We start from the raw sequence: 14,370 nt of genomic DNA, 5'->3' as shown, positions 1-14,370 counted from the left end.
GACCAGAATGGAGAGAAGAGATGGCAGATGAGGAAGATAAGACGATCGTCGAGCAAGGCCCTTCCATCGGTGAGTATCGCCGGGAATCGATCCCCGAATACATCGTCGATTCGAGCGGCGCCCGGTTTGAGTTTGATCGTATCGCTCTCGAAGGAGCCGGCGGGCTCGAGCCATCGCAGCTGGCCCGGAATGAATGCCTTATCGCCCCCGGTTTGATCTATCGTAAAGTTTCGTCATGATCGACCCGAGTATGCGTCTGCGGCTTCCGTTTGCATCGGGATCAACGGGCAAAGCCGTATGATAAAGCCTAGGGCTGCGACAGCGGCTTGCATGCTGGGATGCGTCGGGGCTAAACAAGGAGCGGAGGGCGGCTAGCTCAGCTGGTTAGAGCATCTCGTTTACACCGAGAGGGTCGGGAGTTCGAATCTCTCGCCGCCTACCAATATTTAGCTGTTTTGATTCGGCTCCCCGCCAGCTTCCCCGAATTTTGACGCATGGGAACGCTTCAATGAAGCGCACCTCCATCTCCCTCCTCTATATCCCTGATTATGGTCTGGCAGGCATAGTCGCATCATAATGCAAGAACGGCGCCCTCGCAGGCGCCGTTCCGTCAATTATATCGTGACGATCAGTGAGCGGTCAGGCCGCCCGCCGCCTCGTCAGCCGCATCGGGAGTGACCGGGAGCTTCGTATCCTCCTCCCAGACAATCGGCTTGGGCTGCCGCACCAACGCTTTGGCGATCACCTCGTCCATCCGCGCGACCGGAATGATCTCCAGCCCAGCCTTGATAGACTCGGAGATCTCAGTGAGATCCTTGGCATTCTCGTCCGGTATGAGCACCGTCTTGATGCCACCTCGCGCGGCTGCCAACAGTTTCTCCTTGAGACCGCCGATCGGCAAAACCCTGCCTCGCAGCGTGATCTCGCCCGTCATTGCGATATCGCGCCGGATCGGGATTCCGGTCAGCACCGACACAATCGTCGTCGCCATCGCTACACCGGCCGAAGGACCATCCTTCGGGGTAGCCCCCTCGGGGACGTGAACGTGGATATCGCGTCGCTCGAACAGCGGCGGCTCGATCCCGAAGGTGATCGCGCGCGAGCGGACGTAGGAAGCCGCCGCCGAGATCGATTCCTTCATCACGTCGCGCAGGTTGCCGGTAACCGTCATGCGTCCCTTGCCGGGCATCATCACGCTTTCGATCGTCAGCAACTCGCCGCCGACGTCGGTCCATGCCAGACCGGTCACGACACCGACCTGATCGTCGGTTTCGATCTCGCCGTAGCGATATTTCGGAACTCCGAGAAATTCCTCGACGACTTTCTCGGTGACTTTGACCGACTTCCTTTTCGAGAGCATCAGTTCCTTCACCGCCTTGCGGGCGAGTGTGGAAAGCTCACGCTCCAGGTTTCGCACGCCCGCTTCGCGGGTGTAGCGACGGATGATGAGCAGGAGCGAGTCGTCATCGATTGACCACTCCTTCGAATCCAGGCCGTGCTTGGTGAGCGCGTTCGGGATGAGATGCTTGCGAGCAATCTCGACCTTCTCGTTCTCCGTGTAGCCGGCGATCCGGATGATCTCCATGCGGTCCATCAAGGGACCGGGAATATTCAGCGTATTCGCGGTCGTGAGGAACATCACGTTGGACAGATCATAGTCGACTTCCAGATAGTGATCGTTGAACGTCGAGTTCTGCTCGGGATCGAGGACCTCAAGCAGGGCAGACGACGGATCGCCGCGGAAATCCGCGCCCATCTTGTCGATCTCGTCCAGCAGGAACAGCGGGTTCGAGGTCTTGGCCTTGCGCATCGACTGAATAATCTTGCCGGGCATCGAGCCGATATACGTCCGGCGGTGACCGCGGATTTCCGCCTCATCGCGCACGCCGCCGAGCGAGACGCGCACGAATTCGCGGCCCGTCGCCCGCGCGATCGACTTCCCGAGCGAGGTCTTGCCGACGCCGGGCGGACCGACAAGGCACAGGATCGGTCCGGTCAGCTTGTTGGCGCGCGACTGCACCGCGAGATACTCGACGATACGGTCCTTGACCTTCTCAAGCCCGTAATGATCAGCGTCCAGCACTTCCTGGGCGGCGTTGAGATCCTTCTTCACCTTGGACTTCTTGGCCCACGGAATCGACAGCAACCAATCGAGATAGTTGCGCACCACGGTGGCCTCCGCGGACATCGGAGACATTTGCCGCAGCTTCTTCAGTTCGTGCTGGGCCTTCTCGCGAGCCTCCTTCGAAAGCTTGGTCTTGGCGATCTTCTCTTCGAGATCGGCGAGCTCGTCCCGGCCCTCGTCATCGCCGAGTTCCTTCTGGATCGCCTTCATCTGCTCGTTGAGGTAGTACTCGCGCTGGGTCTTCTCCATCTGGCGCTTGACGCGTGAACGGATGCGTTTCTCGACCTGCAGGACGGAGATCTCGCTCTCCATCAGACCGAGCACCTTTTCCAGACGTGCGGTTACAGACAGCGTCTCAAGAATGCCCTGGCGATCCGCGATCTTGGCGGCGAGGTGCGACGCTACGGTGTCACCAAGCTTGGCGAAATCCGTGATCGCCTGCACGACACCCACAACCTCGGGAGAGATCTTCTTGTTCAGCTTCACATAGCTTTCGAAATCCGACACGACTGAACGCGCCAGCGCCTCGGCTTCGACGCTATTGGTATCGGTATCAGCCAGCGCGACCGCGGTCGCCTCATAATAGTCAGAGCGGTCGGAATAGGTCTCAACGCGCGCCCGCTCAAGACCTTCCACCAGCACCTTCACCGTGCCGTCGGGTAGCTTCAGCAGTTGCAGCACGCTGGCGAGCGTTCCGATTTTATAGATAGAATCTGGCACAGGATCATCGTCCGACGCGTTCTTCTGCGTCGCTAGCATGATGAGCCCATCGTTCTTCATCACCTCTTCCAGCGCCCTGATCGATTTCTCGCGGCCGACGAACAGCGGCACGATCATGTGCGGGAAAACGACGATGTCGCGAAGCGGAAGCACCGGATAGGCATGGATTTCGCCGTGGACTATAGCTGGCCGGGGTTTCGAGGCGGTCATAGCCTTGTTCCTTTTGTTGCGCCCCCTTGTTCGCAGCCGCATGTCAATGCGCAACCGCCACAAGGTGCCGAGTTTCCTGGAGAAGAATGGGCCTTTGCGAACCGAGGCCTCACCTGCCCGAGGTCGTGAGCAGCTAGCGAACATGCGCCGCCGCCGACAGCATAAGGTGGCCATCCACCACCAGCGTGTCAAGTGAAGGAAATCAGCGGCTTGTAACCGACACGGAGCGTCGGCTTGCAACCTACAGGAGCCATCGGCTTGTAAAAGCAAGGCCCTCGCGGCTAACCGCCAGCGAGGCACGAGACAGCCGAGAAACGGTCGAATCAGGCGCTGGCGCTGCTTTCGCTCGCGCGATCAGAGCGGTCGGCGTAAATGTACAGCGGTCGCGCGGTTCCTTCGACCACTTCGCGCGAGATCACGACCTCCTCGACCCCTTCCAGACCCGGAAGATCGAACATGGTTTCGAGCAGGATGCTTTCGAGAATCGAGCGCAACCCGCGCGCGCCGGTCTTGCGCTCGATGGCCTTGCGGGCCACCGCGCCGAGCGCCTCGTCGGCGAACGTCAGCTCGATATTCTCCATCTCGAACAGCCGCTGATACTGTTTCACCAGCGCATTCTTGGGATCGGTCAAAATCTTTTTCAGCGATGCTTCGTCGAGATCCTCGAGCGTGGCCACGACGGGCAGACGTCCGACGAATTCCGGGATCAAGCCATACTTCAGCAAATCCTCCGGCTCGACATGCCTGAAGATTTCGCCAGTGCGGCGGTCTTCCGGCGCAAGCACCTGTGCAGCGAAACCGATTGACGTCGTGCGTCCTCGCGCCGAGATGATCTTCTCTAGGCCGGAGAACGCGCCCCCGCAGATGAACAGGATATTCGTGGTATCAACCTGCAGGAACTCCTGCTGCGGGTGCTTCCGGCCGCCCTGCGGCGGAACCGAAGCCACTGTGCCTTCCATGATCTTCAACAACGCCTGCTGCACGCCCTCACCCGACACGTCACGCGTGATCGAGGGGTTGTCGGACTTGCGTGAGATCTTATCGATTTCGTCGATATAAACGATACCGCGTTGCGCACGCTCGACATTGTAGTCCGCCGACTGCAACAGCTTCAGGATGATGTTCTCGACATCCTCGCCGACGTAGCCGGCCTCGGTCAGCGTCGTTGCATCCGCCATGGTAAACGGAACGTCGAGGATACGCGCCAGCGTCTGCGCAAGGAGCGTCTTGCCCGATCCGGTCGGTCCGATCAGCAGGATGTTCGACTTCGCGAGTTCGACGTCGTTATGCTTGGTCTGATGGTTAAGCCGCTTGTAGTGATTGTGGACCGCAACCGAAAGTACCTTCTTGGCGTGGCCCTGCCCGATGACGTAGTCGTCCAGAACCTTGCATATCTCCTTCGGAGTCGGAATGCCGTCGCGCGACTTCACCAGCGAGGACTTGTTCTCCTCGCGAATGATGTCCATGCAGAGCTCGACGCATTCGTCACAGATGAACACGGTCGGGCCCGCGATCAGTTTGCGCACCTCGTGCTGACTCTTGCCGCAAAACGAACAATACAGCGTATTCTTGGAGTCGCCCGTACCGACCTTACTCATTCCTGTCTCCGTCCGACGCTCGATCCCGCCTGTTCGCCTGCTCGCCCGTTCCGATCCGGCACATCCGGTCTAACGGGTTTACATATGAGCAAAGTCCGTACCAGAAAAGACCCTGCGCTCTCAACCCCGCGCGAATCGCGGGTCCATTCGATTCTCCTGCGCATACCGCCAGTTGAAACGCAGCAACCGCACCATGGCTCCCCGACTCTCAAGAATTCGCTAATCGGCAGCCATCCGCAATGCGACAATAGCCTGATTTGGCCCAGGGAGGCGACTCTTCCCTTGCCAAAAACTGGTCCAGCGTTGCGCCGGTATCATGCCAGTCAGGCGAATACTTCGCGCGGAAGGACAAGGAACTTTTCAGAAACCATCGCCGTGCAATCGCGATGGTTCAAACTGGATCGGGATCAACCGGCCTTCCGTTCGTCACTGGACGGAGCCTTGATACGTTACGAAGCCTTCGGTGCGGCCGGTTCTTCAGCGCGCTTGTCGATCACTTTATCAACGATGCCGAAGTCACGAGCCATGTCAGCTGTGAGGAACTTATCGCGCTCCAGCGCCTCCTCGATCGCCTGGTAGGTCTGTCCCGTATGCTTGACGTAGATCTCGTTGAGCCGCTTCTTGAGGCTCAGAATTTCCTGCGCGTGCAGCATAATGTCCGTCGCCTGCCCCTGGAAACCGCCAGAGGGCTGGTGAACCATGATGCGCGCGTTCGGCAGTGCGTGCCGCATATCCTTTTCACCTGCGGCCAGCAGCAACGAGCCCATCGACGCAGCTTGTCCGGTGCACAGCGTTGCGACCGGCGGACGAATGAACTGCATCGTGTCGTAGATCGCCAGACCCGAAGTCACCACGCCACCCGGCGAATTGATGTACATCGAGATTTCCTTTTTCGGATTCTCCGCCTCCAGGAAAAGGAGCTGCGCAACGGTCAGCATCGCCATGTTGTCTTCGACCGGGCCGGTCACAAAGATGATGCGCTCCTTCAGCAACCGGGAGAAGATATCGTAGGCCCTCTCGCCGCGATTGGTCTGCTCGACCACCATCGGCACGAGGTTCATGTAGGTTTCCACTGGATCGCGCATTGATCACCCAAAAGTTTGTGTCAGCGGTTGGCGGCGACGAACATCCGAGAAACCGAGAGTCTTCAGTTCTTCCGGCGCGGATGAATGTCCCGTGATGCAGGACTCGGCAAGCACGGCCCACAGATATAAGTTCATCGCTTGGGCGACAAGACTGAACCTAAGCCACGCCGGAATCGTAATTTGCTGGCGCCCTCGATTTTGACGTTCGCCACGAAAGGTCGCGCAGTACGAGCTGGTCCTGGACGGCACCCCCGTCTCGAATGTCAGGCTCACTCCACAAACTGATTCGCAGCCTGACGGGACCGTATCGCGACGCCGGATCCGATCCATACCCATAATATCAAGCGGCGCCGTACAGGCCCCAACGCGCGGTCGGTCAGATCTCGTTACTGTGCGCCTCGTGTTCCTTAAAGAGGTCCTCGCGCGTCACACTCTTTTCCGTGATCGTGGCGAGTTCAAGAATGTAATCCACCACCTTGTTCTCAAAAAGGGGCGCGCGAATCTGAGCCAGCGCTTGCGGGTTTTTCTGATAGTAATCCCAAATTTCCTTCTCACGGCCCGGCGTCTGGCGGGCGCGACTAATCAACGCACGGTTGATTTCATCATCCGCGACCGAGATTTTGTTCTTTTCGCCGATCTCCGAGAGTACCAGGCTGAGTCGTACCCGGCGGTCTGCAATCCGGCGGTACTCTGCCCTGGCCTCTTCTTCGGTGGTGTTCTCGTCGGCGAAGGTCTTCTTCTCTTTTTCCATCTCCGCCGTGATCGACTGCCAAACCTGTTCGAACTCCTCTTCAACCAGCGTCGGGGGCGCATCGAACTTGTGCGTCTCATCGAGACGATCAAATAGCGCGCGCTTGACGTGTTGCCTCATCGCTCGGGCAAATTCAGCGCTGAGCTGCTCGCGGACGACTTGCTTCAACTGATCGAGCTCCTGCAGACCGAGCAACTTGGCAAACTCGTCGTCGATCTTGATATCCTCCGGCGCCTCGATCAGGCTTACCGTGGTCTCGAACTCTGCATCCTTCCCAGCAAGCTCTGAGTCCGCATAGTTCTGAGGGAACGACGCCTTGACCGTACGAGTCTCGCCGACTCCGGCCCCGACCAACTGCTCTTCGAACCCCGGAATGAGGGCATTCGATCCCAGCACGACCAGGATATCCTCGCTGCTCCCGCCCTCGAACGGCTCGCCGTCGATGGTGCCCTTGAACGAAATGGTGACGCGATCGCCATTCTCGGCCTTCGCGCCCTCCGTCCTGTTGGAGTAGGTGCGATTCTGATCGGCGATCCGTTTGATGGCTTCGTCAACGTCGGCGTCGCTAACATCGACCACCGGCTTCTCGATGGTGAAGGACTTGAAGTCCGCTAGTTCGATCGGCGGCACGACTTCGATCGCCACGCTATAGCTGAGGTCGGACTTGCCCGCGAGGATATCCTCGATCTCCTTCTCCTCCGAAGGCATCGTTACCTTGGGATTACCTGCGAGTTTGAAGCCACGGTCGTTGACGATCTGCATATTCGTATCGCGGATCGTGTCTTCGATGGTCTCGACCATCAAGGAGCGGCCATAGAGCTTCTTGAGGTGGCTGACCGGCACTTTCCCTGGACGAAAGCCGTTGATCTTCACCTTGTCCTTGAGGTCGACGAGCCGCTCATCCGCCTTGGCCGCGATTTCGGCGGCCGGAATGCTGACCTGGAACTCGTGTCTCAGTCCCTCGGCGAGGGTTTCGTTCACCTGCATGACGTCAATCTTCTTCCGCTCGATCCGGCTGGAATGGCCGAATCATTGTCAATCGGTCGATGCGCGGCAAAACGCCTGCATCGGTGTACGGCCGGCATGTATCCAACCCGGATAGCTGCCTGAAATCATCTGCTCAAACGCTTTAGCGCTTGGTGCGGGCGGAGGGACTCGAACCCCCACAACTTTCGTCACTGGAACCTAAATCCAGCGCGTCTACCAATTCCGCCACGCCCGCCGGTGGAGTGGGTTTGACATTTGCTACCATTTGGCTGGGAGTCGGCAAAGCGAATGTCAAATGATGCCGAAAAATGCGAAGCGGCTTTCGGTAGACCTCATGCTCCAACGAGTTAAAACCGGAACGAGTTGAAACCAGGCGCATCGAGGGCAACGGATTCATCTCCCGCCGTCATCGAGGCGCTTCGATGCGGCGGGCTTATAACATGGCGGCATCCGTCTGCAGTAAAAAAATGGCCGTGCTGGACAGGGTCCGAAGAACATGATCGGCATTGGCAAATGATGTTTCGTCCTGCTCGATTAACCCGGAGGCATCTTCTGGCCGGTTTCGGGGCAGCCGCCGCGGCAGGACCCGCCGCCACGATCCATGCGCAATCGCAACATCCTCAAATACACGCCATTGACGCAATGCCCACCCCCCTTTCACTTGGGCCGGATCATCGCGAAACCACGGTCTGGTCCCTGAAGACCGACGGCTCCTCCGGAAGCCTCCGTTTCCGCCAAAGCGAGAGCATGTTGGGCCTTGTCGTGAACAACGGCCTGCCGGCGCCGTTTGTTTTGAACTGGCATGGATTAGATGGCGCGGCTGCCATCGAGCCATTGACCGCTCGGCCCCCTATCTCGCCGGGCGGAACCGATCGCTATTCACTCCCCTTCCGGCAGGCCGGAACTTTTATGTGCGATAGCCGCCTGCTGGGAGATGGTCTGGCGCAGCCCTCGCCCGCGCAGGCTCTGATCGTCGAGGAACAGTCGCCGGCGGAAGTCGACCGTGACGAGGTCATGCTGATTGAGGACTGGCGGCTGGATGCTGAAGGACTTCCTGTCGCGCCGGGAACGACCGAAAAAAAGGTCGGACCGCCTCTCTACCTGGTGAATGGAAAACCATCGCCCGACATTAACCTTCACATCAACGAGCGACTCAGGCTGCGGTTCATAAATGCCTGTCAACGCAATGTAATTGCTATTGAAATCAAAAATATTGGTGTGCGGATCATAGCGATCGACAGCCAGCCGGCGGAGCCGTTTCTGGCGCGCAACGGCCGATTGGTACTGGCCCCGGGAACCCGGATCGACGCCGTTATAGACGCCACGCTGCCGTCGGGAACGACATCAGCCATCGCCCTGCATGACGGCGGCGGCAAACCACATGAGATCGCCCGCCTGCACGTTTCAGCTGACGGGCCGGGCCGGGCCGCGCCGCTGCCGGCGCCGCCTGCGTTGCCATCCACCAGCCTGCCTGCGAGACTCGATCTCAGGAATGCGCTGCGCGCCGACGTGCCGCTGCCCTCCTCTGAAGGAACTCCAACTTCATGGAGTCGCCCGGCGCTCTTTAGCACGCGTAGAACCCCCGCCTTCCGTGTCAAACGCGGCCGGACCGCCGTGCTTGCGCTGACAAACACGACAACAAAGCCGATGGTCTTTCGCCTGCATGGCCATCACGCCCGCCTGCTGGACCGGCTCGACGACGGATGGAAACCGTTCTGGCTGGATACGGTGCTGGTCGATACAGGGCAGACCCAACGCATCGCTTTTGTCGCTGACGTCGCCGGAGCATGGCTGATCGAAACGATGGCTGTGGAATGGAGCGCGCCGCGCCAGGTCAGTTGGTTCGCTGTTGAGTAGCTGTTTAGTAATCAACCCCGAACCGATCGTAGAGCCGCCGCAAGACAGCGGGCAACACCTCCGGCAAATCCTCGGCGATCAGTCCCGGTCCCGCCTCGAGCCCCGTCTCGCCGTGCATCCAGACCCCCATGCACGCCGCCTCGAAGGCCGGCACCCTCTGCGCCAGCAGCCCGCCGATCATGCCGGACAGTACGTCGCCCGAGCCTGCCGTCGCCAGCCATGGCGGGGCATTGGCCGCGATCGTCGCGCGGCCGTCGGGCGAGGCCACCACCGTGTCCGGCCCCTTGAGCAGAACGACCGCTTCCGAACGCTCGGCCGCGGCACGCACCCGCTCAAGTTTTGATCGAAGTGGATGTTTCTCAATCATCTCACTGAAAAGACGATGGAACTCTCCTTCGTGTGGGGTCAAGATAATGTCGGCGCTTCCGCTCTGCTTGATGGTCTCGAACAAGCGACCCGGCGCGTCGGCAAAGCTCGTCAGTGCGTCGGCGTCGAGCACCAGCGCCCGCTTGGCTGCAATAGCCGTCGTCACAAGTGCTCGCGTTTCCTCGCCGATCCCGGCGCCAGGTCCGATCACGCAGGCATTGATGCGCCGATCTTCCAGGATTTCCGCGAGACCGGCCGCGTCATTCATGCGGCGTACCATCACGGCAGTCAGCGCCGCCGCGTTCGCGCCCAGCGCATCGTCGGGGGAAAGCACGCTCACAAGCCCGGCTCCCATGCGCAACGCGCTGCGCGCGGACAGTCGGGCAGCGCCCGTGGATGTCAGATTGCCGGACACAACGACGGCATGGCCGCGCGCATATTTGTGCCCGTCGATAGGTGGCACTGGAAACACGCTCTGCCAATAATCCGGGATATTCTCAAAGGTTATAGGGCGAATCTTATGCAGTACCGCATCGGTGATACCGATATCGGCCACGCGCACCCGGCCGCAAAAAATCCGACCCGGTAAAAGCAAATGCGCCGGTTTTCTGCGAAAGAACGTTACCGTTTCGGTAGCGCGTATCGCCGCGCCCATGATCGCGCCAGTGGTGCCGTTAATGCCGCTCGGCAGATCGATGCTGAGCACCGGCGCGCCGTTGGCGATGATTGCCTCGATCATCGCACGGGCGTCACCCATGACCGGCCGGTTGAGACCCGCGCCGAACAGCGCATCGATGATCAGCGCGGGTGAGCCGAGCGTGGAGAGGTCGCAGGGCAGCACCGGCCCTTTCCAACCTTTTGCTGCGAGCGCGGCGTCGCCCTTGAGGCTGCTTCGCTCGCACATCAGGATGACCGAAACGTCGTAACCGCGCGCCGCCAGCTCCGTAGCAGCCACGAACCCGTCCCCGCCGTTGTTACCGCATCCGGCGACAACCAGGATCGAGCCTTCCTCTGCGAGGTCGGCGGCTGTGTCCGCGACCGCCTGCCCGGCACGCAGCATCAGGGCAAAACCCGACGTGCCTCCCGCAATCGCCAGCCGATCGGCCTGCTCCATTTCGCCGGTCGTCAGAATCTCCATGGCCTCAAACCCGATAGCGGCAACTTGCCCGTCTCGCACATCCAACGTTGCACAAAAAATAAACGTAGTGCCTAATTTATAGTCTGGCCGCTGGTCAGACGCTCACTTACAGATATGTCAAGTTACCTTAATCGTATGATATTATGGATGTTTTTTACAAATTGCGTATTGGCATAAACCCTGCTTTGAAGGCGAAATTCGACCCAGTGTATCCACTGGCGGGCAATGAAGCGTGTCCCGCGACTTTTGTCCGTCCGAAAACCAGTGCATGACCGCTGCTGCAGGCGGCAGTGTGAGCGCGCATTAGCCCCTGGCTGGACATTGAAAGCGCCAGGAGACGTTCAATGAAAAAGATCGAAGCCATCATCAAACCGTTCAAGCTTGACGAAGTAAAGGAAGCTCTGCAGGAGATCGGATTGCAAGGCATCACCGTGATCGAAGCGAAAGGCTTTGGCCGGCAGAAAGGACACGCCGAGCTCTATCGCGGCGCGGAATACGTGGTGGACTTCCTGCCCAAGGTCAAAATCGAGATTGTGATCGGCGATGATCTGGTCGAAAAAGCCATCGAGGCCATCAGGCGCGCCGCCCAAACGGGCCGCATCGGCGACGGCAAGATCTTCGTATCCAATATCGAAGAGGCTATTCGGATCCGAACGGGGGAATCCGGCCTCGACGCAATCTAGACCCTTTGAGAACGACATCCACACAACAAGCCATACAGACGGCCGCTTCGCGCCGCCGATTACCAAGACCAGCATAGACAAGGGGTATTTATGAAGACCGCCAATGACGTCCTGAAATCAATCAAGGACAACGACGTAAAGTACGTCGATCTGCGATTCACTGATCCGCGCGGTAAGTGGCAACACGTCACCTTCGACGTGAGCATGATCGACGAGGAATTTTTCGCCGAGGGCACGATGTTCGATGGTTCATCGATCGCCGGCTGGAAGGCGATCAACGAATCCGACATGATGCTGATGCCCGATCCGGCGACGGCGTCGATCGATCCGTTCTTCGCCGAGACCACCATGGTGATCACCTGCGACATCCTGGAGCCTTCCACAGGCGAGCCCTATAATCGCGACCCGCGCGGAATCGCAAAAAAAGCCGAAGCGATGGTAAAATCGCTAGGCATCGGCGATACGGTCTACGTCGGCCCGGAAGCCGAGTTCTTCGTGTTCGATGACGTGCGCTTTCAGTCCACCCCCTACAACACCGGATTCAAGCTCGATTCCTCTGAGTTGCCGACTAATTCCGATACCGAATATGAGGGCGGCAATCTAGGTCATCGCATCCGCAACAAGGGCGGCTACTTCCCCGTTCCACCGCAGGATTCGATCCAAGACATGCGTTCGGAGATGCTTGGCTCCATGGCCCGCATGGGCGTGAAGGTCGAGAAGCACCACCACGAGGTGGCATCTGCCCAACACGAACTCGGCATGAAGTTCGATACACTGACCCACATGGCCGATCAGATGCAGGTCTATAAATACTGCATTCATCAGGTCGCGCACATCTACGGCAAGACCGCCACCTTTATGCCGAAGCCCGTCTACGGCGACAATGGCTCGGGCATGCACGTTCATCAGTCGATCTGGAAGGACGGTAAGCCGACCTTCGCCGGCAGCAAGTACGCCGACCTATCGGAAACCTGCCTGTATTATATCGGCGGCATCATCAAGCATGCCAAGGCGATCAACGCCTTCACCAATCCCTCCACCAACTCCTACAAGCGCCTGGTCCCGGGCTACGAGGCGCCGGTGCTGCTCGCCTATTCGGCGCGCAACCGTTCGGCCTCCTGTCGTATCCCCTACACCACCTCGCCGAAGGCCAAGCGTGTTGAGGTTCGTTTCCCTGACCCCATGGCCAATCCGTATCTCGCTTTCGCTGCGATGCTGATGGCGGGCCTCGACGGCATCAAGAACAAGATCGATCCCGGCCCCGCCATGGACAAGGACCTCTACGATCTGCCGAAGGAAGAGCTGAAGCAGATTCCAACGGTTTGCGGCTCGTTGCGCGAAGCGCTGGAAAATCTCGACAAGGATCGCGCCTTCCTCAAGGTCGGCGGTGTGTTTGACGACGACTTCATCAACGCCTTCATCGAATTGAAGATGGCCGAGGTGGAGCGCTTCGAGATGACGCCGCACCCTATCGAATTCGATATGTACTACTCGCTGTAATCGCGACCTGCGAAATCTTCCGCAGGTTTCGAAAGCTCAAGGGCGCCCATCGCGGGGCGCCCTTTTTGTTGAACGGTCGTACTCCGTACGGTCGCGCCAGCTTGATCCCTGCGGGGTTTGCAGAAAGAGTGCCTGCTTTGGGAATCAGTGAGGTTGAAAGTGGACGGTTCGCCTGAAACTCAGGGCTTCGAACGGCGGTCTCTTGCCCGCTCGATCGCGGCCGGCGGCATTGGCATTGTCGCCTTTGGCGCAGCCCTCGCACTGGCATGGTATTCCGCAGCAACGCTGTTCATGCTGTTCGCTGGCATCCTGTTTGGCGTGTTCCTCACGGCCATGGCGGATCTGCTGCGCCGGGTGTTCGGCGGAAATCAAACCCTGCGGCTGGTGATCGTGTGCCTCCTGTTCACCGGGCTGTTGTCCGGTGTGGTTGTACTCGGCGGCGCAACCATCGCCCAACAGGCTACGGCATTGAGTTCGACCCTCCGCGCGCAGCTTGGCAACGCCAAGGATTTTCTCGAGAAGCAAGGGATCGACACCAGCTTCCTCAACCTGGGCACCAAGGCGGCGCCAACCGACGCCGGTGCCACTCGGACGCCCACCACATCTGCCTCGCCGTCGCTCGGCCCGAAACTACCCGACGCCAGCACCATCGCCTCCGGAACCGGCGCAATCGTCACTCAGACCATCAAAATTCTAGCCCACGTCTTTGAGGGCGTTGGCAACTTCTTCATCATCATCTTCCTGGGGCTGTTACTGGCGGCACAGCCAAAACTCTATCGAGACGGCATCCTGCGTTTCGTGCCTAGACAACGACTACCCGAAGCAACGCGCCTCATCGACGATGTCAGCGAGACATTGCGCCGGTGGCTGCTCGGTCAAATGGCCACCATGGCCACGCTGTTCCTGCTGACATGGATCGGGTTGACCGTGATCGGCATTCCCGGCGCGCTGGTGCTGGGCTTCATTACCGGGCTCCTGACGTTCATCCCCAACGTCGGCGCCATCCTGGCGGGCGCTCTTATCGTGCTCGCGAGCCTCGGCTCCGGATTCACCGCGATCATCAGCTCCTTCGCGCTCTATCTCGCCGTGCAATTTCTTGAAGGCAACGTACTAACGCCGCTAATTCAGCGCCACGCCATCAGCATTCCGCCTGCGACGTTGTTCGCGGCACAAATTTTCCTCGGCGTGCTGTTCGGCGTGTGGGGTCTGGCGCTGGCGCTGCCTTTGATTGCGGTCATCAAAGTGGTGCTGAACCACGTCTGGCCGGATCAAACTGCGGTTGCCCAGAGCTGACTATAGCGGTTTCGAGCGAAGTAAGTACCGGTTCGCGCGAAGACAACACGTCAAAAT

Annotated in this window: 10 protein-coding genes and 2 tRNA genes; 6 read left to right on the top strand and 6 right to left on the bottom strand. The window is 59.3% G+C overall.

Annotated elements, in window-relative coordinates; genetic code table 11:
- The first annotated feature begins 20 nt into the window (after window positions 1-20).
- Together AC1RT6_RS01845 and AC1RT6_RS01840 are read left to right on the top strand one after the other, a co-directional pair.
- Entirely contained in the window at window positions 21-239 is a 219-nt protein-coding gene (locus tag AC1RT6_RS01845) for a hypothetical protein (RefSeq protein WP_079446691.1), read from the top strand.
- Between the two features lie 126 nt (window positions 240-365).
- Window positions 366-442 (top strand) — tRNA-Val (locus AC1RT6_RS01840).
- Between the two features lie 186 nt (window positions 443-628).
- Here the strand turns inward: AC1RT6_RS01840 and lon are convergent.
- The 5 genes from lon to AC1RT6_RS01815 all read right to left on the bottom strand — a co-directional run bounded on the left by lon (window position 629) and on the right by AC1RT6_RS01815 (window position 7,711).
- Entirely contained in the window at window positions 629-3,055 is a 2,427-nt protein-coding gene (lon, locus tag AC1RT6_RS01835) for an endopeptidase La (protein ID WP_079446755.1), read from the bottom strand.
- A gap of 323 nt (window positions 3,056-3,378) precedes the next feature.
- Complete coding sequence (gene clpX, locus AC1RT6_RS01830) at window positions 3,379-4,653, bottom strand: ATP-dependent Clp protease ATP-binding subunit ClpX (RefSeq protein WP_040675983.1); 1,275 nt, start codon at window positions 4,651-4,653, stop codon at window positions 3,379-3,381.
- A 449-nt stretch (window positions 4,654-5,102) separates the two neighbouring features.
- Window positions 5,103-5,738 carry an ATP-dependent Clp protease proteolytic subunit gene (locus tag AC1RT6_RS01825; protein ID WP_079446692.1) on the bottom strand — a complete coding sequence of 212 codons (636 nt, stop codon included), beginning with the start codon at window positions 5,736-5,738 and terminating at the stop codon, window positions 5,103-5,105.
- Between the two features lie 376 nt (window positions 5,739-6,114).
- Window positions 6,115-7,476, bottom strand: coding sequence for a trigger factor (gene tig / locus AC1RT6_RS01820; protein WP_079446693.1), 1,362 nt, complete (start codon window positions 7,474-7,476; stop codon window positions 6,115-6,117).
- Window positions 7,477-7,626: 150 nt separating this feature from the next.
- Window positions 7,627-7,711: transfer RNA gene (locus AC1RT6_RS01815), tRNA-Leu, on the bottom strand.
- Between the two features lie 278 nt (window positions 7,712-7,989).
- Between AC1RT6_RS01815 and AC1RT6_RS01810 the strand changes: the two genes are divergently transcribed.
- Window positions 7,990-9,333 (top strand): multicopper oxidase family protein, encoded by a 1,344-nt coding sequence (locus AC1RT6_RS01810; RefSeq protein ID WP_079446694.1) that lies wholly within the window; start codon window positions 7,990-7,992, stop codon window positions 9,331-9,333.
- 4 nt (window positions 9,334-9,337) lie between these two features.
- Here AC1RT6_RS01810 and AC1RT6_RS01805 read toward each other — a convergent pair whose 3' ends face one another.
- Window positions 9,338-10,837 carry an NAD(P)H-hydrate dehydratase gene (locus AC1RT6_RS01805; RefSeq protein WP_472790061.1) on the bottom strand — a complete coding sequence of 500 codons (1,500 nt, stop codon included), beginning with the start codon at window positions 10,835-10,837 and terminating at the stop codon, window positions 9,338-9,340.
- A gap of 344 nt (window positions 10,838-11,181) precedes the next feature.
- Here AC1RT6_RS01805 and AC1RT6_RS01800 point away from each other — a divergent pair, with 344 nt between their 5' ends.
- The 3 genes from AC1RT6_RS01800 to AC1RT6_RS01790 all read left to right on the top strand — a co-directional run bounded on the left by AC1RT6_RS01800 (window position 11,182) and on the right by AC1RT6_RS01790 (window position 14,313).
- Window positions 11,182-11,520 (top strand): P-II family nitrogen regulator, encoded by a 339-nt coding sequence (locus tag AC1RT6_RS01800; protein WP_011315159.1) that lies wholly within the window; start codon window positions 11,182-11,184, stop codon window positions 11,518-11,520.
- A gap of 90 nt (window positions 11,521-11,610) precedes the next feature.
- Entirely contained in the window at window positions 11,611-13,020 is a 1,410-nt protein-coding gene (gene glnA / locus AC1RT6_RS01795) for a type I glutamate--ammonia ligase (RefSeq protein WP_079446696.1), read from the top strand.
- 147 nt (window positions 13,021-13,167) lie between these two features.
- Window positions 13,168-14,313, top strand: coding sequence for an AI-2E family transporter (locus tag AC1RT6_RS01790; RefSeq protein WP_472790064.1), 1,146 nt, complete (start codon window positions 13,168-13,170; stop codon window positions 14,311-14,313).
- Window positions 14,314-14,370: the final 57 nt, after the last annotated feature.

Source organism: Nitrobacter sp. MLSD-S21, from assembly GCF_058809865.1.
This window is presented reverse-complemented; position numbering and strand designations above follow the sequence as displayed.

Excerpts from the sequence above, each read along its gene's own strand:
- AC1RT6_RS01825 (WP_079446692.1), bottom strand. The coding sequence starts at position 5,738 with ATGCGCGATCCAGTGGAAACCTACATGAACCTCGTGCCGATGGTGGTC.
- clpX (WP_040675983.1), bottom strand. The coding sequence starts at position 4,653 with ATGAGTAAGGTCGGTACGGGCGACTCCAAGAATACGCTGTATTGTTCG.
- glnA (WP_079446696.1), top strand. The coding sequence starts at position 11,611 with ATGAAGACCGCCAATGACGTCCTGAAATCAATCAAGGACAACGACGTA.
- AC1RT6_RS01845 (WP_079446691.1), top strand. The coding sequence starts at position 21 with ATGGCAGATGAGGAAGATAAGACGATCGTCGAGCAAGGCCCTTCCATC.
- AC1RT6_RS01800 (WP_011315159.1), top strand. The coding sequence starts at position 11,182 with ATGAAAAAGATCGAAGCCATCATCAAACCGTTCAAGCTTGACGAAGTA.
- AC1RT6_RS01810 (WP_079446694.1), top strand. The coding sequence starts at position 7,990 with ATGATGTTTCGTCCTGCTCGATTAACCCGGAGGCATCTTCTGGCCGGT.
- AC1RT6_RS01805 (WP_472790061.1), bottom strand. The coding sequence starts at position 10,837 with ATGGAGATTCTGACGACCGGCGAAATGGAGCAGGCCGATCGGCTGGCG.
- tig (WP_079446693.1), bottom strand. The coding sequence starts at position 7,476 with ATGCAGGTGAACGAAACCCTCGCCGAGGGACTGAGACACGAGTTCCAG.
- lon (WP_079446755.1), bottom strand. The coding sequence starts at position 3,055 with ATGACCGCCTCGAAACCCCGGCCAGCTATAGTCCACGGCGAAATCCAT.